Origin of the sequence: Microbacterium murale, assembly GCF_014635185.1 — a bacterium.
In the GTDB taxonomy this organism is placed as follows: domain Bacteria; phylum Actinomycetota; class Actinomycetes; order Actinomycetales; family Microbacteriaceae; genus Microbacterium; species Microbacterium murale.
The window spans coordinates 27,911-46,941 of the sequence record NZ_BMCM01000005.1 but is presented as its reverse complement, the minus strand read 5'-3'; the positions used below and the strand labels follow the sequence as shown (position 1 = coordinate 46,941).

Annotated in this window: 18 protein-coding genes and 1 tRNA gene; 8 read left to right on the top strand and 11 right to left on the bottom strand. The window is 66.3% G+C overall.

The window, feature by feature from the left end:
* Window positions 1–16 precede the first annotated feature (16 nt).
* Together IEV67_RS14575 and IEV67_RS14570 are read left to right on the top strand one after the other, a co-directional pair.
* Entirely contained in the window at window positions 17–793 is a 777-nt protein-coding gene (locus IEV67_RS14575) for an ATP-binding cassette domain-containing protein (protein WP_188437310.1), read from the top strand.
* 94 nt (window positions 794–887) lie between these two features.
* Window positions 888–963: transfer RNA gene (locus IEV67_RS14570), tRNA-Asn, on the top strand.
* Window positions 964–1,154: 191 nt separating this feature from the next.
* On the opposite strand, the gene IEV67_RS14565 is transcribed toward IEV67_RS14570, so the two are convergent.
* Complete coding sequence (locus tag IEV67_RS14565; protein ID WP_188437309.1) at window positions 1,155–1,697, bottom strand: septum formation family protein; 543 nt, start codon at window positions 1,695–1,697, stop codon at window positions 1,155–1,157.
* 118 nt (window positions 1,698–1,815) lie between these two features.
* The gene (def, locus tag IEV67_RS14560; protein WP_188437308.1) at window positions 1,816–2,382 is read right to left on the bottom strand and encodes a peptide deformylase; all 567 of its coding nucleotides are present in this window, start codon (window positions 2,380–2,382) and stop codon (window positions 1,816–1,818) included.
* A 61-nt stretch (window positions 2,383–2,443) separates the two neighbouring features.
* On the opposite strand from def, the gene IEV67_RS14555 reads away from it, so the two are divergent.
* Window positions 2,444–3,523 (top strand): DMT family transporter, encoded by a 1,080-nt coding sequence (locus tag IEV67_RS14555; RefSeq protein WP_188437525.1) that lies wholly within the window; start codon window positions 2,444–2,446, stop codon window positions 3,521–3,523.
* Here IEV67_RS14555 and pgl read toward each other — a convergent pair.
* Genes pgl through tkt form a run of 6 tightly spaced genes read right to left on the bottom strand, consistent with a single transcriptional unit; the run spans window position 3,517 to window position 11,619 of the window.
* On the bottom strand, window positions 3,517–4,296 hold the full coding sequence (gene pgl, locus IEV67_RS14550) for a 6-phosphogluconolactonase (protein ID WP_188437307.1): 780 nt from the start codon (window positions 4,294–4,296) through the stop codon (window positions 3,517–3,519). The two genes, IEV67_RS14555 and pgl, sit on opposite strands and share 7 nt — an antisense overlap.
* 5 nt (window positions 4,297–4,301) lie before the next feature.
* A complete protein-coding gene (locus tag IEV67_RS14545) occupies window positions 4,302–5,237 on the bottom strand; it encodes a glucose-6-phosphate dehydrogenase assembly protein OpcA (protein ID WP_188437306.1) in 936 nt (311 codons plus the stop codon).
* A complete protein-coding gene (gene zwf, locus IEV67_RS14540) occupies window positions 5,234–6,781 on the bottom strand; it encodes a glucose-6-phosphate dehydrogenase (protein WP_188437305.1) in 1,548 nt (515 codons plus the stop codon). The genes IEV67_RS14545 and zwf overlap by 4 nt, the downstream gene beginning before the upstream one ends.
* A 22-nt stretch (window positions 6,782–6,803) precedes the next feature.
* Window positions 6,804–8,411, bottom strand: a complete 1,608-nt coding sequence (locus IEV67_RS14535; RefSeq protein WP_188437304.1) for a phosphoglucose isomerase-related protein — start codon at window positions 8,409–8,411, stop codon at window positions 6,804–6,806.
* Complete coding sequence (gene tal, locus IEV67_RS14530) at window positions 8,408–9,520, bottom strand: transaldolase (protein WP_188437303.1); 1,113 nt, start codon at window positions 9,518–9,520, stop codon at window positions 8,408–8,410. Before tal ends, IEV67_RS14535 begins: the two co-directional genes overlap by 4 nt.
* Window positions 9,517–11,619 carry a transketolase gene (gene tkt, locus IEV67_RS14525; protein ID WP_373284492.1) on the bottom strand — a complete coding sequence of 701 codons (2,103 nt, stop codon included), beginning with the start codon at window positions 11,617–11,619 and terminating at the stop codon, window positions 9,517–9,519. The genes tal and tkt overlap by 4 nt, the downstream gene beginning before the upstream one ends.
* A gap of 242 nt (window positions 11,620–11,861) precedes the next feature.
* On the opposite strand from tkt, the gene IEV67_RS14520 reads away from it, so the two are divergent.
* Window positions 11,862–12,767, top strand: coding sequence for a heme o synthase (locus IEV67_RS14520; RefSeq protein WP_188437302.1), 906 nt, complete (start codon window positions 11,862–11,864; stop codon window positions 12,765–12,767).
* Here the strand turns inward: IEV67_RS14520 and IEV67_RS14515 are convergent.
* The 3 genes from IEV67_RS14515 to IEV67_RS14505 form a co-directional block, all read right to left on the bottom strand.
* The gene (locus tag IEV67_RS14515) at window positions 12,713–13,168 is read right to left on the bottom strand and encodes a hypothetical protein (protein WP_188437301.1); all 456 of its coding nucleotides are present in this window, start codon (window positions 13,166–13,168) and stop codon (window positions 12,713–12,715) included. The genes IEV67_RS14520 and IEV67_RS14515 overlap by 55 nt on opposite strands.
* A 121-nt stretch (window positions 13,169–13,289) precedes the next feature.
* Window positions 13,290–13,964, bottom strand: coding sequence for an HAD family hydrolase (locus tag IEV67_RS14510; RefSeq protein ID WP_188437300.1), 675 nt, complete (start codon window positions 13,962–13,964; stop codon window positions 13,290–13,292).
* A complete protein-coding gene (locus tag IEV67_RS14505) occupies window positions 13,961–15,064 on the bottom strand; it encodes a COX15/CtaA family protein (protein WP_188437299.1) in 1,104 nt (367 codons plus the stop codon). Before IEV67_RS14505 ends, IEV67_RS14510 begins: the two co-directional genes overlap by 4 nt.
* A 231-nt stretch (window positions 15,065–15,295) precedes the next feature.
* Between IEV67_RS14505 and sufB the strand changes: the two genes are divergently transcribed.
* Genes sufB through sufC form a run of 4 tightly spaced genes read left to right on the top strand, consistent with a single transcriptional unit; the run spans window position 15,296 to window position 19,029 of the window.
* Window positions 15,296–16,714, top strand: a complete 1,419-nt coding sequence (gene sufB, locus IEV67_RS14500) for a Fe-S cluster assembly protein SufB (protein ID WP_188437298.1) — start codon at window positions 15,296–15,298, stop codon at window positions 16,712–16,714.
* Window positions 16,715–17,935 carry a Fe-S cluster assembly protein SufD gene (gene sufD / locus IEV67_RS14495; protein WP_188437297.1) on the top strand — a complete coding sequence of 407 codons (1,221 nt, stop codon included), beginning with the start codon at window positions 16,715–16,717 and terminating at the stop codon, window positions 17,933–17,935. It abuts the gene before it with no gap.
* A complete protein-coding gene (locus IEV67_RS14490; RefSeq protein ID WP_188437296.1) occupies window positions 17,932–18,258 on the top strand; it encodes a non-heme iron oxygenase ferredoxin subunit in 327 nt (108 codons plus the stop codon). Before sufD ends, IEV67_RS14490 begins: the two co-directional genes overlap by 4 nt.
* Window positions 18,259–19,029, top strand: a complete 771-nt coding sequence (gene sufC, locus IEV67_RS14485; RefSeq protein ID WP_188437295.1) for a Fe-S cluster assembly ATPase SufC — start codon at window positions 18,259–18,261, stop codon at window positions 19,027–19,029. It begins immediately after the preceding gene.
* The last annotated feature ends 2 nt before the right edge of the window (window positions 19,030–19,031 follow it).

Here is a 19,031-nt window from a genome sequence, read left to right as displayed (position 1 = left end):
GGGGAGGATGGAACCCATGTCCCGAAGGCAACACTCCTCGAACGTGATCGACTGCTTCGATCTGGTCATAGATCGCATCGGGCACGGAGCTCCCACGCGCGCCGTCGACGGAGTCACGTTCGCCCTCGCTCCCGGCGACCTGATCTGCGTCGCCGGTCCCACCGGATCCGGCAAATCCACGCTGGTCGCTGCGCTCGCGGGTTCCACGGACCCATCGGTGCGCATCGTCGGCGGCACCGCCGAGGTCTGCGGTGTGAACGTGCGAAAGCCCGGTCGCCGGCACCGCGAGCTGACATATCTCACCGGCTTCATTCCGCAGGGGGCCGGCGCTGATCTTCCGCCGACGCTCACGGTGAGCGAGGTGATCGCTGAGCCGATCCTCATCCGCGAGAAGCGCGTCAACAGCAAGGCGCTCTCGATCCGCATCGCCACGCTGCTGGACGAACTGCACCTGCCGCTCGGCACAGCGGCGAAGTTCCCGTACGAACTCAGCGCCGGGATGCGTCAGCGAGTCGCGATAGCACGAGCCTTCGTCCTCGAGCCTCGAGTGCTCATCGCCGATGAACCGCTCGCGAATCTCGATCTCGAAGTGCGGCCGGTGGTGTTCGACGCGATCACCCGGCGCCGCAAGGAGCAGGGGATGGGAGCGCTGCTCGTCACGAACGATGCGGCTTTCATCCGTGAGCTCAATGCCGAGACCCTGATGCTGCGTGCCGGTCATGTGGTGGCGCGAGGGGTGGGGAAGGACCTGCTCTGGGTGCCCAATGGCGAGGCGGATTCGCTCGGCCGCTGATCCCTGTTCGACACGCCCGAGGGAAGCGGCGAGTGTCACGACCACCCTCGGGTGTTTGCTAAGATTGTGGAGTTGCTTCGGCGACGACGCCTGATCCCCAATAGCTCAATTGGCAGAGCAGCCGACTGTTAATCGGCAGGTTATTGGTTCGAGTCCAATTTGGGGAGCCAGCACAGAAGGCCCCGTCTTGCACGGGGCCTTCTTCGTTTTGCGGGCGATCCCGCGACCGATGGGAGCTATTCGCACGCGTGCGATGTTCGGAACGTGCGAGAACCTCCCATCGACTTCGATCGCGACGTTCCGCAACGCACAAGAGGCTTCGCCCGATCGGGCGAAGCCTCTCGTGCGCATCAGCGGCTGATCAGCGCGCGGCGCCCTTGAGCGTGCCGGTGACTTCGAGCGAAGCCTGCGGGTCCGCGGGGTCGGGCTCGTAGATCACGCACTGCACGAGACGGTCGTCAGCCTGCGTCCAGGTGTCCTCGGTGGGGGTGAGCCACCAGAAGTCGAGGGTGGAGTCGTAGTAGTCGATGCCGACGAATTCGCTGAAGGCGGGGACGCACTGCGCCTCGACCTCTGCGGTGATCTCGTCATCGGTCGGAAGGTCGCCTTCGGCGAGTTCGAACTCGAAGAAGACCTCGTCCGCGTGCGGCTCGGAGCACGGAACGACATCGGCATCGGTGATCTCGCCGGAGGTGTCGCTCGCCGGCATGCAGTCGCCGACCTTGAGGGAGAAGATGTCGATGTTCGAGCCCTCGGTGACCTCGCCGGTCTCTTCATCGCGCTGAGCGTCGTTGGCGCCGCCCACGATGAGGTCGTTGAGCGCGCTGCAGCCGCTGAGGGCGATGCTGAGCGCAACGGCCGTTCCTGCCAGTGCGAGCGCGCGCCGGTTGCGCAGTTTCATCATGTGAGTTCCCCTCCGAGGAATTGTCTTCAACGGACACCGATGGCCCGCCCCACCGGAACGGTACTAACACTGAACCTGAGACGCAACTTTGAATGGGTTATGCAGAAGCTGTACGCGCTCAGGCCTCGAGATCGTCGATTCCGGGCATCCAGCTCGCACCGGGCTTGCCCCATCCGCGCTTGCGCGCGATCTTCTGGACCGTCTTCCAATCACTGTCGGACAGCCGGTCGATGTAGAGGATGCCGTCGAGATGATCGAACTCGTGCTGCATGATGCGGGCCCGCCAGCCGTCCACCTCGATGCGCACTGCCGCGCCGTCCAGATCGAGACCGGTCACCAGCACGCGGTCGGCACGACGCAGCGGGAACCGCTCACCCGGAAACGACAAGCAGCCCTCGGACTCCTCGTCCGGGTCGGGGGCTCCGGGCTCGGGGGGAGACATCCACAGCACCGGGTTGATGAGCACGCCGCGCCACGGCTGGTCGTCATCATCCACATACGAATACGTGTAGATGCGAAGGGGCACTCCGACCTGGGGGGCGGCGAGGCCGACCCCAGGGGCCGTGTCCATGGTCTCGAACATGTCGGCGACGAGAGTGCGGACCTCGTCATCGATCTCTGCGACGGGCGATGCGGGGGAATGCAGAACGGTGTCGCCCATGATGCGAATCGGTAGAACAGCCACGCCACAACCCTACTGTGCGCCTTGTGCCAGGTAGTGTTTCAGTGTGAGCGCGGGCGTGTGGATGGCAGAGACGGATGTCGGCAACCAGCTCGTCGGCGTCTTCCAGAACCCTGCGCTGCTGCTCGGCATTCCGTTGGCGCTCGCGGGCGCGGTGTTCATGTCGCTCGGAGCGCAGTACCAGCACCGCGGCGTCGAGAAGGTCGAGCGCCTCAGCGGCGCAGACGGAGCGAACGGTCTGAGCGTCGACCAGCTCAAACGACTGTTGACCAGGCCGTCATGGATCCTCGGCACGCTCATGTTGGGCCTTGCGATCGTCTGCCAGCTCGCGGCACTCTCCGCTGCGCCGCTCATCGTCGTCCAGCCGCTCGGCGCGATCGCACTCGTGATCACCACCCTGCTCAACGCCCGTGTCTCAGGGCACACGCCCACCAGGAAGTCGCTCATAGCCATAGGCGCGTGCGTGGGCGGCATCTTCATCTTCGTCATCTTCGCGGCACTGTTCGCCGTTGAGCAGGAGATCACCGATCGCGAGCTCTTCGTGATCCTCGCGATCCTGCTGGTCGTGATCATCGTTCTCGGCGGATTCTGGCTGATCCTGCGCCACCGGATGCGGGCTCTCTTCTACGTCGTCGGCGCCGGCATCCTCTACGGCTTCGTCGCGACGCTGGCCAAGGCCGTCATCAAGCGCGTGCAGGCCGGGGAATTCGACTGGGTGACGCTGGTGTGCGTGATCGCCCTGGTGGCCGCATCCGCCGTCGGTGCCTACTTCGTCCAGACCGCATACAGCTCGGGCCCGCCCGACCTCGTGATCGCCGGATTGACCGTGGTCGATCCGATGATCGCGGTTCTGATCGGGATGCTCGTGCTCGGCGAAGCCGCGGCCGCCCCGCCATGGGTGCTGGTCTGCTTCGGCCTCGCCGGGGCGATCGCGATCTGGGGAGTGGTCGGGCTCGCCAGGTATCACCCGCAGGTGCTCAGCGAGAGCCAGGAACTCGGCATCGTCCGGGGGAGCGACGCCTCTGACACGTCCGCCTCTGGCCCGTCCAACTCTGACACGTCCGCCTCGGACACATCCAAAGGCTCAGGCGCCACGCGCCCAGGAACCGAGTACGGCCCAGGGGTGGAGAGCAGCGATCAGTAGACCTGTTCGATGAGGTCTTCGGAGACCTCCGACGCAGCAGCCTGATCGACGAAGAAGATCGTGCGCTTGCGTCCCTTGGCGCCCGCTGCGGGCACGTTCGTGTAGCTCGCGCCCGCGAGTGCGAGCCCGAGCGCTGAGGCTTTGTCTGCACCGGTGAGAACCAGCCAGACGCGCTTGGAGGAGTTGATCACCGGGCGGGTCAGCGTGACCCGCTCCGGCGGCGGCTTCGGAGAGTCGCGAACGGGCAGCACCGCGGCATCCGTCTCGGTGACCTCAGAGCGATCCGGGAACAGCGAGGCGATGTGACCGTCGGGACCGACGCCGAGGAAGCACACCGCGAACGACGGCCAGGCATGTTCCTCGTCGCCGAACTTCGCGAGCTCCGCGGCGTACGCCTCGGCGGCCTCATCGAGTGAGAGACCGCTGTCGGAGCCGGCGACCTCATGGATGTTCTCCGCAGGCACCGTGATGTGATCCAGCAGCGCTTCACGCGATTGCAGGGCGTTTCGATCCCGATCGTCGCGAGCGACGAATCGCTCATCACCCCACCAGAAGTGCACCAGCGACCAGTCGATGCGGTTCACCTTCGGATGTGCGGCGACAGCGCGAAGAACCGTGCTGCCCATCGATCCGCCGGTGAGGGCGACATGCGCGGTCCGGCCGTTCTTCGTCCGAGCCTTCACCCGCGTGAGGAACGCCTGCGCGACCCGGTCGGCGAGAGCGGACGGCGTCGGCTCGACGACGACCAGCTTCTCGGCGGATGATGCCTGCATGTCGTTCACTCTCCGGTCTCGGGCGGACCCAGCTTCTCCCAGCCCTCGGTGATCACTCGACCGTACAGGACGTCGGGATCAAGACGGCGCAACTCCTCCGCCAGGCACTCCCTCAGAGTGCGGCGCGGCAGATGCAGATCGTGGTTCGGCTGACCGGGCTGTGTCAGGACGGCATCGCCGGGGACAGGACGCTCCAGCATGATGTCCCCGCTCGCACGGCTGAGACGAACCGACTTGATGCCTTCGTCCCATTCATCGCGCTTCTCGTACGCCCATCGCACCGGAACGTCGAGGGCGAGCTGGAGCCATGCAGCGAGCAGTGCCGTGGACGGCGACGAGGCCGCACCTCGCACCTCCACGGCCGTGACCTCTTCGAACGGCGGCTGGTCGAGCACTGCCGCGAGCTGCTCGCGCCAGTACGTGAGACGGGTCCACGCGAGGTCGGTGTCGCCGGGGGCGTGGGAACGCCCGAGCGACTCGATCTGCGCACGCACGTCCTTGGCGGTGGCGGCGTCGGTGATACGACGCTGGGCGATGCGTCCGAGCGGGGTGGCTGACGGCTCCTCCGGAGCGTTGTCCGGCCACCAGGCGACGACCGGGGCATCCGGCAGCAGAAGACCGGTGAGCAGGCTCTCCTGATTGCTGGCCGCCTCACCGTCGGCACGGAGTACGACGACCTCGCTCGCGCCGGCGTCGCCGCCGACACGGATCTGGGCGTCGAGACGCGCTTCGCCGTCGCGTTCGGTGAGGACGATCACGCGCATCGGATGCTCACGGGATGCGTCGTTCGCCGCCTCGATCGCCTCTTCTGCGACCTCTTCGCGGGCGGCGATGACCAGCGTAAGCACGCGGCCGAGAGCCACGGCGCCGCCCTCTTCACGCAGTTTGACGAGCTGCTTGGCGACCTGGCTGACGGTCGTGTCGGGAAGGTCGATGATCACGGTCGTCTCCAGACTCGTCCGTCGCGGGCCAGAAGGGCATCGGCGGATGCCGGGCCCCACGAACCGGGGGCGTACTGCTCCACCGGTGTCTTCTGCGATGCCCAGTACTTCTCGACGGGGTCGAGGATCTTCCAGGACAGTTCGACCTCTTCGTGGCGTGGGAACAGCGGCGGGTCACCGAGGAGCACGTCCAGGATGAGCCGCTCGTACGCCTCGGGGCTCGCCTCGGTGAAGGCGTGGCCGTATCCGAAGTCCATCGTCACATCGCGGACGTTGCTTCCCGCACCCGGGACCTTGGATCCGAACCGGATCGTCACTCCCTCATCGGGCTGAACCCGGATGACGAGGGCGTTCTGACCGAGTTCAGCCGTGTTCGAGCGTCCGAACAGATGTTGCGGGGCGCGCTTGAAGACCACTGCGATCTCCGTGACGCGGCGACCCAGACGCTTGCCGGTGCGCAGATAGAACGGAACATCGGCCCAGCGTCGCGTGTTGATGTCGAGCCTGATCGCCGCGTAGGTCTCCGTGGTGGAGTGCGGGTCCATCCCGTCCTCGTCGAGGAACCCGGTGACCTGTTCGCCACCCTGCCATCCGCCCGCGTACTGGCCGCGTGCTGTGGCGAGGGAGAGATCGTCGGGAAGGGTGACGGCTGCGAGCACCTTCTCCTTCTCGGCGCGCAGGTGCTCGGCGCTCAGGCTGATCGGCTCCTCCATCGCGGTGAGCGCGAGAAGTTGCAGCAGGTGGTTCTGGATGACATCCCGTGCAGCGCCGACACCGTCGTAGTACCCGGCACGACCGCCGACGCCGATGTCCTCGGCCATCGTGATCTGCACGTGATCGACGTAATTGCGGTTCCAGATCGGCTCGTACAGCTCGTTCGCGAAGCGCAGCGCCAGGATGTTCTGCACCGTCTCCTTGCCGAGGTAGTGGTCGATGCGGAAGATCGCGTCTGCGGGGAACGCGACCTCGAGCGCCTCATTGAGGTCGCGCGCCGATTCGAGATCGTGGCCGAAGGGCTTCTCGATGACGACGCGCCGCCAGCGCTCGTCGCCGTGGTCCTCGCCGACCAGCCCGGAGTCCTTCAGCTGCTTCGTGACGACGGGGAACGACTTCGGCGGGATCGACAGGTAGTACGCGTGGTTTCCCATCGTGCCGCGTTCGACGTCGAGCTTCTCGACGGTCTCGCGCAGCTTCGCGAACGACTCGGGGTTGTCGAACTCGCCCGAGACGAAGCGGATGCCCTGCAGCAGCTGCTGCCAGGTCTCCTCGCGGAACTCGGTGCGCGCGTGCTTCTTCACCGCGTCGTACACGACCTCGGCGAAGTCCTGATCCTCCCAATCGCGTCGGGCGAAGCCGACCAGGGCGAAACCGGGAGGCAGCAGCCCTCGGTTCGCCAGGTCGTACACCGCCGGCATGAGCTTCTTGCGTGACAGATCGCCCGTCACACCGAAGATCACCAGCGCGCTGGGACCTGCGATGCGATTGAGGCGACGGTCGTCGGGGTCGCGCAGCGGGTTATGGCCGCGTGATACGGGAACGGTCATCGGCGGGGGATTCTCCTACGGGCTACTTCTGGGCGGCTTCGAAGAGGGCGAGCACGTCGGCCGAGTCCTCTGTGATCGTCAGCGAGACGACGGGGCGACCATGCTCGGCGAGCACACCGGCGTCACCGGCGGCCTGCGCCTGGATGAGCTGCCCGAAGGTGAACGGGCGCTCGGGGATCTCGAGATCGACGTCTGTGCGTTCCAGGATCTGCAGGAACACACCCTGTGCGGGTCCGCCCTTGTGATACTGGCCGGTCGAGTGCAGGAACCGAGGACCCCAGCCGAACGTGGTCGGACGGCCGGAATCGGCGGCGACCAGCTCGCGAAGGCCCTGCAGCTGCGGCAGCTCCAGACGGTTGACGTATGCCTGGATCGACACGTAGCCGTCTTCCGGCAACTGCGCCCACAACGCGTCCAGGACCGCCTCGATATTGCCCGAAGCGGCAAGTGCCGGATCGGACACGCGGACCTCTACGCCGCTCTCGACGAACGCAGGCGCCGTCGGCTCCGGTCGTGCGTCCAGCAGGCCGCGGGTGGCGACCTTGGCGGACTCGACGTCGGGCTGGTTGAACGGATCGATGCCCAGCAGGTAGCCGGCGATCGCGGTCGCATACTCCCAGACGATCAGGTTCGCGCCGAGCGATCCGCTCACGAGGATCTCGCCCTCGTGGCGCTCGCGCAGGTGGAACTCGTTCGCGTCATCGACGAGGCGCACGATCTGCAGGTCGGCGGGGACATCGTCCAGCTCGGGCGAGACCGGCAGCAGGACGACGGGCAGGATGCCGGTGCCGTCCTTGCCCGTCGACTCGGCGATGAGCTGCTCGATCCAGTCCGGCAGGCCGTTGATGTGCGTTCCGTCGGTGATCAGGCCCAGCTTGTCGCGCCGCGGGCTCGTGCCGGCGATGGCTGCGCCGAGGCGCAGTGCCGGGTTGTCGGCCGCATCGACGGCGACCTGCAGCAGCGTCGCCTCGGCCTCGTCGAGCAGTTCGGAGATGTCGGCACCGGCGAGCCCGGAGGGCACCAGGCCGAAGGCAGTGAGCGCCGAATAGCGGCCGCCCACGTTCGGGTCGGCGTTGAACACCCGGTACCCGGCCTCGCGGGCGGATGTGTCCAGCGGCGAACCGGGGTCGGTGACGACGATGATCCGCTCGACGGGATCGATGCCGAGGTCGCGGAACGCCGCTTCGAACGTGCGGCGCTGCGAGTCGGTCTCGACGGTGGAGCCCGACTTCGACGACACGACGAGGGCGGTCTGCTCGAGACCCTCGTCCAGCGCGGCCAGCACCTGGCCGGGCGCCGTCGAGTCGAGGATCGTGAGCGCGACCCCTGCGGTCTGCGTGATCACCTCCGGTGCGAGCGACGAGCCGCCCATGCCGGCGAGGACCACGCGAGTGACACCCTTGGAATGCAGCTCATCGCGGAGCGCGACGATCTCCGGAACCAGAGGACGCGATACCGACACGGCCTCGACCCAGCCGAGACGCTTGGCTGCCTCTTCTTCGGCGGCTTCGCCCCAGAGCGTCGAGTCGAACCCGGTGATGCGGGATGCGATGAGGTCGCCGACAAGCTGCGGGACGACCTCGTCGATCGCCGTCTTCGCCGCGCCCGACGCGTGGATCGAGAACGTCATCGCTGGGCCTCGAGCCCCTCGGCGACCTGGGTGAGCAGGTCATGCCAGGAGTCGATGAACTTCGCGACGCCCTCGTCCTCGAGCACCTGGGTGACATCGGCGAAGTCGACGCCGACCTTCTCGAGTCCGGCGAAGACCTCGCGTGCCTCGTCGTAGCCGCCGGTGATCGTGTCGCCCGCGATGACGCCGTGGTCGAAGGTCGCCTCGAGCGTCTTCTCCGGCATCGTGTTGACGACGCCGTTCGCGACGAGTTCTGTCACGTACAGCGTGTCGGGAAGAGCCGGGTCCTTGACGCCCGTCGAGGCCCACAGCGGACGCTGCAGGTTTGCGCCGGCATCCAGAAGCGCCTTGGCGCGGTCGCCCGCGAAGGTCTTCTCGAACAGTTCGTACGCGAGACGAGCGTTCGCGAGGCCGGCTTTGCTCTTGAGCGCGAGCGCCTCATCGGTGCCGATCGCGACCAGGCGCTTGTCGGTCTCGGTGTCGACGCGCGAGACGAAGAACGACGCCACCGACTCGATCGTCGACAGATCGATGCCTGCGGCCTTCGCCGTCTCGAGCCCGGTCAGGTACGCCTCGATGACCTCGGCGTAGCGCTCCAGGCTGAAGATCAGGGTGACGTTGATGCTGATGCCCGCGCCGATCGCCTGCGCGATCGCGGGAAGGCCCGCCTTGGTCGCGGGGATCTTCACGAGCAGGTTCGGGCGATCGATCTCCGCCCACAGCTGCTTCGCCTGCGCGACCGTTCCTTCTGTGTCGTGGGCGAGGTCGGGGGAGACCTCGATCGAGACTCGTCCGTCGACGTGTCCGGACTTCTCCCACACGGGACGGAAGACGTCCAGGGCTGCACCGACGTCCTGGGTGGTGGCCGCGAACACGGCCTCCTCGGCAGTCGCGCCCGAAGCGGCGAGCTCGGTGACCTGCGCGTCGTACGACGTGTCATCCGGGTTGGTGATGGCACCGGCGAAGATCGTCGGGTTCGTCGTGACCCCCACGACGTTTCGCGACTCGATCAGCTCGGCGAGGTTGCCGGAGTTGATGCGGGTGCGGGAGAGGTCATCCAGCCAGATGCTGACGCCTGCGGCTGCGAGGTCTGCGGTGGGGGTGCTCATGCGTTCTCCTTGACAGTTGCGCGCGCCGCCTCGACGACGGCCTCGGCGGTGATGCCGAATTCCTGGAACAGGGTCTTGTAGTCGGCGGATGCGCCGAAGTGATCGATCGCGACGGAGCGTCCCTTGTCGCCGACGATGCCGCGCCAGGTGAGCGCGGAGCCCGCCTCGACGGACACGCGCGCGGTGACGGCTGCCGGGAGCACGGACTCGCGGTACGCGGCATCCTGCTCGTCGAACCACTCCAGAGACGGAGCCGAGACGACACGGGCGTTGATACCGTCGGCGGCCAGCGTCTCGCGAGCGGCGACGGCCAACTGCACCTCGGAGCCCGTGGCGATGAGGATGACGTCTGGCGTGCCGTTCGGTGCTTCCGCGAGCACGTAGGCGCCCTTGGTCGCGTTGTCGGCTGAGGCGAAGGTGTCGCCGGATGCTGCGCCCTCCCCGCGTGCGAACACGGGGATGTTCTGGCGGGTGAGAGCGAGGCCTGCCGGTCCAGCGTGGCGGCGGAGCAGCTCGAGCCAGACGACCGAGGTCTCGTTCGCGTCCGCGGGGCGCACAACCGTGAAGTTCGGGATGGCACGCAGTGTCGCGAGCTGCTCGATCGGCTGGTGCGTCGGGCCGTCTTCGCCGAGTGCGACGGAGTCGTGCGTCCAGACGAAGAGGCTGGGGATGTTCATCAGCGCAGCCAGGCGGACGGACGGGCGCATGTAGTCGCTGAAGATCAGGAACGTTCCGCCGAAGGCGCGGGTCGGGCCGTGCAGCACGATGCCGTTGATGATGGCGGCCATCGCGTGCTCGCGGATGCCGAAGTGCAGCACCCGTCCGTACGGGTTGCCCGACCATTCGTGCGTCGACCACTCGGAAGGGATGAACGATGCGGCGTCCTTGATGGTCGTGAGGTTCGACTCGGCGAGGTCGGCCGAACCGCCCCACAGCTCGGGGAGCTCTGCAGCGAGGGCGTTGATGACCTGGCCGGACGCTGCGCGGGTGGAGACGTCCTTACCCGATTCGAAGGCGGGAAGCGCCGACGAGATGTCGGAGGGCAGTTCGTGCGCCTCGACGCGGTCGAGCAGCGCCTTGCGCTCGGGATTCGCGGCGGCCCAGGCGTCGAACGACTCCTGCCAGGCGGCGCGCACCTCAGCGGCACGGTCGGCGAGCGCGCGGGTGTGCGCGATCACCTCGTCCGCGACGACGAAAGTCTGCTCAGGGTCGAAGCCGAGCACCTTCTTGGTGGCGGCGAGCTCGTCGGCGCCGAGCGCCGAACCGTGGATCTTGCCGCTGTTCTGCTTGCCGGGCGACGGCCAGCCGATGATCGTCCTGAGAACGATGAGAGAGGGCTTGTCGGTCTCGCCCTTCGCAGCCTCGACCGCGGCGAACAGCTCGGCGACGTCTTCCACGTACTCGCCGGTCTTCTTCCAGTCGACCGTCTGCACGTGCCATCCGTACGCCTCGTAGCGTGCAGCGACGTCTTCGGTGAAGGCGACGTTCGTGTCGTCCTCGATCGAGATCTGGTTGGAGTCGTAGAACGCGATGAGATTGCCCAGCTGCTGGTGACCGGCGAGCGAGCCGGCCTCACTGGTGATGCCCTCCTGCAGGTCGCCGTCGCCGGCGATCACGTACACGAAGTGGTCGAACGGGCTCTTGCCCTCAGCGGCCTCCGGGTCGAACAGCCCGCGCTCGTAGCGCGATGCGTACGCGAAGCCGACGGCGGACGCGAGTCCCTGACCGAGCGGACCCGTGGTGATCTCCACGCCCTTGGTGTGGCCGTACTCGGGGTGACCCGGTGTCTTCGACCCCCACGTGCGCAGGGACTTGAGGTCGTTGAGCTCGAGACCGAAGCCGCCCAGGTAGAGCTGGACGTACTGCGTCAGCGAGGAGTGGCCCGCGGAGAGGATGAAGCGGTCGCGGCCCAGCCAATCGGTGTCGGACGGGTCGTGGCGCAGAACGCGCTGGTAGAGGAGGTAGGCGAGGGGCGCGAGGCTCATCGCCGTACCAGGGTGACCGTTGCCGACCTTCTCGACGGCATCCGCCGCCAGAATCCGTGCGGTGTCCACCGCGCGCCGGTCAATCTCTTCCCACTGCAATTCCGACAAGGTCATGCCCTTTCCAACGGTTACGAGGGCGCCCGAATTCCTTGCGCCTCCGCATCGTCACGGACAGGAGCACAGCGCCGGGCGCGCGAGTGGTTTCAGCATAGCGTCGTGTCCCGATCCACGATGCTTCATTTCCTTCTCTTGCCACGCAAGGTGCAACCCCTGCTGTGCGCAGGGTCTGTGCGGCGCCTGCACTAGACTGGAACAGTTGGCGGAGTGTGCGCTGGGAGGCGATCGATATCTCGACTATGTCCGAGGCGACGACGGTGAAAAGGCCGATCGGCCAGACGATCAAGGCGTATGTCTCACTGACGAAGCCCCGTGTGCTCGAGCTTCTGCTCGTATCCACCGTTCCGGTCATGTTCCTCGCCGAGGGGGGAATGCCGAACCTCTGGCTCGTTCTCGCCACAGTGATCGGCGGCTCGATGAGCGCCGGATCCGCGGCGTCGTTCAACATGTACCTCGATCGCGACATGGATGCGCAGATGCATCGCACCGAGAAGCGTCCGCTCGTCACCGGCGAGATCACGCCGCGCGCGGCACTGATCTTCTCCTGGACTCTGGCCGCGGCATCCACGATCTGGCTGCTGGCGACCACGAACTGGCTGACGGCGACGCTGTCGGTCGCGGCGATCTTCTTCTACGTCGTGATCTACACGATGATCCTGAAGCGTCGTACCGAGCAGAACATCATCTGGGGCGGCATCGCCGGCTGCTTCCCGGTGGTGATCGGCTGGTCGGCCGTCACAGGCGACGTCGCCTGGCCCGCGATCGTTCTGTTCGCGCTGGTCTTCCTGTGGACGCCGGCGCACTACTGGCCGCTGTCGATGAAGTACCGCGACGACTACGAGGGCGCCGATGTTCCGATGCTGGGTGTCACGCGCAACGCATCGCAGGTCGGCCTCCAGGTCATTCTTTACGCCTGGGCGACGCTCGCGTGCTCACTGCTGCTGATTCCGGTCGCCGACATGGGGTTGGTGTACTCCGTGTCTGCTCTGGTGTTCGGCGGCTGGTTCGTCTACGAGTCGCACCGGCTGTACTCGCAGGCGGTGCGTGGAACGAACCCGCGTCCGATGCGGGTGTTCCACGCCTCCATCACCTACCTGACACTGATATTCGTCGCTGTCGCCGTCGACCCGCTGCTGCCGTTCTGATCCTCATCGTCCGCGTTCGTATCGGTCGCCGAGTCTGAGGCGACGGTGTCGGTCTCGGTCTCGGCACCTGTCGTAGCGTCGGGCGCGGGTACGTCTTCAGCATCCGCCGCCCAGTCGATCGGTTCCACGACGACGGGTGCCGCGGCGGGAACGAGGGACTTCGCTGCCGCGAGGGCGAGCGTGAGAAGGACTCCGATCACGCCGGCTCCGAGCAGGACGGCTCCGACGACGATCATCGGCTGGCCCACGTAGACCTCGACGCCGGTCGCCGTTCCGTCGAGCAGCTTGGCCGTCATGATGCTCGCGTTGTCGGAGATCAGCCAGGCGCCCACTCCGGCGGATACGAGGGACAGGACGAGCAGGAGCCAGTACGAGATGCTGCGTGTGAGTGATTTCTTCATGTGGACGAGCCTCACGGACGCTCTGATGCGCGCGCTGTGCAGCGCTTATGTGCGGCCTGTGTGCGTACCACGGCATCCGCGTCAGCTGGCGAACTGTCGTCGGTTCGGAGGGCGGCTCGGCTCAGAACGCGATGTCGTCGAGACTCGCGACTGAGGCGATCGCACGATGGAGATGCTCACCCGCTCGGTCGATGAGAATGGCCCGCATCCCGAAATCGACCGCGCCCTGGTAGTCGTTCGCGACGGAGTCGCCGACCATGAGCGAATCGACTTCTGAGAACCCCAGCTCGCGTGTCGCGGCGAGGAACGCGGACGCATGCGGTTTCCCGAACGGCAGTTCTGAGGAGCAGACGAGCGCATCGATCTCGCCGCTCAAGGCGAACCTGTCCAGCTTCCTGAGCTGTTGGGTGCGATCTCCGTTGGTGAGGATGACGACCGGACGGCCGGCAGCCCTCGCCCGTCGTGCAGCGGGAATGGCGTCTGGGAACAACCTCCACCCGGACTCGTAGCGATCGAGGTAGCCGCGGAAGGTGCGGGAAGCCTCGTCATCAGTGAAGCTGCGCCCCAGGAACTCTCGCACGCGCTCGCGTCTCTGATCTTCGAACGTGATCTCACGTGATTGATAGCGGGTGTAGTGCCTGCTGGATATCCGGGACCAGGTGCCCGCGACGTCAACATGCTCGAGCCCCAGCTCTGACGCCCAGGCGATGACGGCAGCATCTGCAGCCGAGGACTGATCGAGCAGCGTGTCGTCGAGGTCGAAGACGACGGCACGCGCCGCGGGGTCCGTGCTCACACCACCGGCCGCTTCAGGTGCAGCACGGTCACCGTGTAGGCCGCAGCAGAGAGCGAGGCGAGCACCATGTGGATGCCGACGAGCAATTCGGGCAGTCCTTCGCGGGCCTGCCAGATGCCGACGCCGACCTGCACCAGGATCGCGAGGACGAGAACAAGGAACCAGCGCCGTGGTGCGAGCCGCTGCACCCACGCGACGACCGTCAGCACAGCGACCAATGCCGCGAGCACGTAGCCGGGCCACGAGTGCACGTGCGCGAGGATCGTGGCGTCGAACCCGTCGCGCACGACGTTCGCGTCGCCGGAGTGCGGGCCCGATCCGGTGGTGAGCACCCCGAAGAAGATGGTCACAGCCAGCGCGAGCCCGGTGACGTGCGATCCGATCGCGAACCATTTCGGCACGACGCGCTCGCGCGGAGCCCCGGATTCGCGAAGTCTGACGAGGTAGGCAGCCGTGACGCAAACGAGCAGCAGCGACGACGTGTAGTGGAAGCCGACGATGAACGGGTTCAGGTCGCTCAGCACGGCAAGGCCCCCGACGACGGCTTGCGCCATGACCCCGGCGAGGACGATCCACGCGAGCGCGGAGAGATCCCGTCTCCGCGTCGTCAGTCGCAGCGAATCCACAGCCGCGACGAGGACGGCCAGCAGCAGGGCACCGGAGGCGAAGCCGAACGCGGGAAGGCCGAACGGATCGGTGACGAGGTAGGCGACGACAGCGGCGACGACACCACCCACGGCGAACCACACCGCCCGCATGACCAGGCGCCGCCCGCCGATCGCGTGAAGCGTCAGCAGCAGGACGGCGAGTGCGAGCAGGCCCACGACCCCGGTCATCGTGCGGTTGCCGAACTCGATGAGTCCATGAATGCCCTGGACCTCATAGATCGGCACGAGCGATTCGGGTGTGCACAGCGGCCACTCCGAGCAGCCGAGACCGGATCCGGTCAGGCGCACGGCGCCGCCTGTGCCGATGATGATCACCTCGGCGATGAACGACAGCCACGCCAGAACTCGCAGCGGCTGCCCGAATGCGGAGGGTCGACGACCCCTATGACCTTCGTATGGGGAAGTGGCTGCGGGCGCTGCGGTGTCGGGCATGTGTCCTCCGGCCCGCGCCCGAGCGTACGGGCGCGGCCCGTTTGTCAGGGGGAACCTGTAGAATCGAATTGTTGCGATGCCCGCGGAAAGCGCGAGGTGCATCACCAACAGTTTAGGCGCGAAGAATGCGTCCGTGATGAGGCCCACCAGCGGCACCCACACCCGTCGACTCGAACGGGCCATGAGGTGTCGGGGCGGATGACACCGTTGAGGCCTGACAAGGAGAGTGTGATGTCGGATGTGCTGATCGATCGCCCGGAACTCGACAGTCTGGGGGTGTACGAGTTCGGCTGGCACGATGAAGACGCCGCAGGAGCGATCGCGAAACGCGGCCTCTCTGAGGACGTCGTACGCGGTATCTCCGCGCTGAAGAACGAACCCGAATGGATGCTGAAGACCCGTATGAAGGGTCTGTCGCTGTTCGGACGCAAGCCGATGCCGACGTGGGGCGCGGATCTCAGCGACATCGACTTCGACAACATCAAGTACTTCGTCCGCTCGACGGAGAAGCAGGCGCAGTCCTGGGAAGACCTGCCCGTCGAGATCCGTGAGACCTACGAGCGTCTCGGCATCCCCGAAGCGGAGCGTCAGCGCCTCGTCGCCGGAGTCGCCGCGCAGTACGAGTCCGAGGTGGTGTACCACCAGATCCGTGAGGACTTGGAAGCACAGGGCGTCATCTTCATGGACACCGACACCGCGCTGCGCGAGCACCCGGAGTTCTTCGAGGAGTACTTCGGAACGGTCATCCCCGCCGGCGACAACAAGTTCGCTGCGCTCAACACGGCCGTCTGGTCTGGCGGATCCTTCGTCTACGTCCCCAAGGGCGTGCACGTGGAGATCCCGCTGCAGGCGTACTTCCGTATCAACACGGAGAACATGGGCCAGTTCGAGCGCACCCTGATCATCGCCGACGAGGACAGCTACATCCACTACATCGAGGGCTGCACGGCCCCGATCTACAAGTCCGACTCGCTGCACTCGGCCGTGGTCGAGATCATCGTGAAGAAGAACGCCCGCGTTCGGTACACGACGATCCAGAACTGGTCGAACAACGTCTACAACCTCGTCACCAAGCGTGCGGTCGCCCACGAGGGCGCCACCATGGAGTGGGTCGACGGCAACATCGGCTCCAAGGTGACGATGAAGTACCCGTCGATCTACCTGATGGGCGAGCACGCCAAGGGCGAGACGCTCTCCGTCGCTTTCGCGGGCCCCGGCCAGCACCAGGATGCCGGCGCGAAGATGATCCACATGGCGCCGTACACGCAGTCATCGATCGTCTCCAAGTCGATCGCCCGCGGCGGTGGTCGTGCTGGCTATCGCGGCGAAGTCCGTGTCGATGCCAATGCCCATCACTCCGCGAACACGGTGCGCTGCGACGCGCTGCTGGTCGACACGAAGTCGCGCTCCGACACCTACCCGGCGATCGACATCCGAGTGGATGACGTGCAGCTCGGCCACGAGGCGACCGTCTCGAAGGTCAGCGAAGAGCAGCTCTTCTATCTGCAGTCGCGCGGCATGCCGGAGGACGAGGCGATGGCGATGATCGTGCGCGGCTTCATCGAGCCGATCGCCCGCGAGTTGCCGATGGAATACGCCATGGAACTGAACAAGCTCATCGAAATGGGCATGGAAGGATCGGTCGGCTAAATGGCGGCCTCGACGACAGCGCCCAGCGAGGCGCAGCACACGAACGCGCCCCAGGCAGGCGCGCACATCGACCCCGCAGCCCAGGTGGCCTCTGCCGGATTCGTTCCGGTGCAGACCCGGTCTGCGCGTCCGCGCTCATTCGAGCCCGCCGATTTCGGCGCTCCGACCGGCCGTGAGGTCAATTGGAAGCACACGCCGGTCGACCGCCTCTCCGGGATGTTCACCGTCACCGCGCAGAACGACGGCGTCGACTACGAGATCACGACCGGCGAGCAGTATGTCGCCGAGTCCCTCGCCATCGGTACCGCGCCTCGAGGCGAGCACTTCCTCTCCGAGGACGTCGTCTCGGCAGTCGCCTGGCAAGGTTCGGCCGAAGCACTGCACGTGCGCATCCCGCGCGATGAAGAGGTCGCAGAGCCGATTCTCTTCACGATCACCGGCCACGGCGCCGATAAGCGCGCTGACGGCCACATCGTCATCGAGGCGCTGGAGCACAGCTCTGCCACAGTGATCCTCCGCCACCGTGGATCGGCGCAGTACGCGCAGAACGTCGAGATCATCGCTCGTGCCGGATCGCGACTGACAGTCGTGTCGGTGCAGCGGTGGGACGACGACGCCGTGCACGCGGCATCTCACCAGGCCCGCGTCGACAACGACGCCGTGCTCAAGCACTTCGTCATCAGCTTCGGCGGCGGGCTCGTCAGGGTCAATCCGAACGTGGAGCTCGCGGGCAACGGGTCGGAGGGCTACCTCTACGGACTCTCGTACGCCGATGCCGGACAGCACCTGGAGAGCCAGGTCTACCTGCACCACAAGGGCGCGCACACCAAGGGCGACGTGCTCTACAAGGGCGCGCTGCAGGGTGAGAGCGCGCACAGCGTGTGGATCGGCGACGTGCTGATCGGCGCGAACGCCACCGGTACCGACTCCTACGAGGCGAACCGCAACCTGGTGCTCACAGAGGGTGCTCGCGCCGACTCGATCCCGAACCTGGAGATCGAGACCGGCGACATCCTCGGTGCAGGACACGCCAGTGCGACGGGTCGTTTCGACGATGAGCAGCTGTTCTACCTGCAGGCACGAGGAATCACAGAAGAAGAGGCGCGTCGCCTCGTCGTGCTGGGCTTCCTCACCGACGTCGTGCAGCGACTCGGCATCCCTGCCCTCGAGGAGGAGCTGCTCAGCGCGATCGAAACCGAACTCGCGGCGGTGAGCGCATGAGCGCACAGCGCGCCTGCGGACTGAGCGAACTCGAGCAGGACACCCCGCTGCGGGTGGAGCTCGATGGCGTTCCGATGGCCGTCGTGCTCGACTCAGCGGGGGAGGTGCACGCCATCGGCGACACCTGCACCCACGGCGAGATATCGCTGTCCGAAGGCTTCGTCGAAGGCGACACGCTGGAATGCTGGGCTCACGGCTCCGCATTCTCGCTGCGCACCGGCATCCCCCAGAATCTCCCCGCATATGAGCCCGTACCGGTCTACGTCGTCCAGATCGACGGCGACGACGTGCTCATCGATCCGACTGTAACTAAGGAAGTCTGAATGTCTGTTCTCGAGATCCGCGACCTGCACGTCACGGTCGACACCGAGGCCGGGACCACCCCGATCCTCAACGGCATCACCCTGACGATGAACACGGGTGAGACGCACGCCATCATGGGCCCCAACGGCTCGGGCAAGTCGACCCTGGCGTACACCATCGCCGGTCACCCCAAGTACACCGTCACCAGCGGTTCGATCACGTTCGATGGGGCAGACGTCCTCACGATGACCGTCGACGAGCGTGCGCGTGCCGGTCTGTTCCTCGCCATGCAGTACCCAGTGGAGATCCCGGGTGTCACTGTGACGAACTTCCTGCGCACGGCGAAGACCGCGCTCAACGGTGAAGCACCCGCCATCCGCTCGTGGACCAAGGACGTCAAGGGCGCCATGGCGAACCTGCGCATGGATCCGAAGTTCGCGCAACGCAACGTCAACGAGGGCTTCTCCGGCGGAGAGAAGAAGCGTCACGAGATCCTCCAGCTCGAGGTGCTCAAGCCCAAGTTCGCGATCCTCGACGAGACCGACTCCGGTCTCGACGTCGATGCCCTGAAGATCGTCTCCGAGGGCGTCAACCGCGCCAAGGAGTCCACGGGCCTCGGCGTACTGCTGATCACGCACTACACCCGCATCCTCCGCTACATCCACCCCGATTTCGTGCACGTCATCGTCGCGGGGAAGATCGTGGAAGAGGGCGGCCCGGAGCTCGCCGACCGACTCGAGGACGAGGGATACGACCGTTTCCTCGACCCCGCAGCCCCTATCGAGGCGTAGGC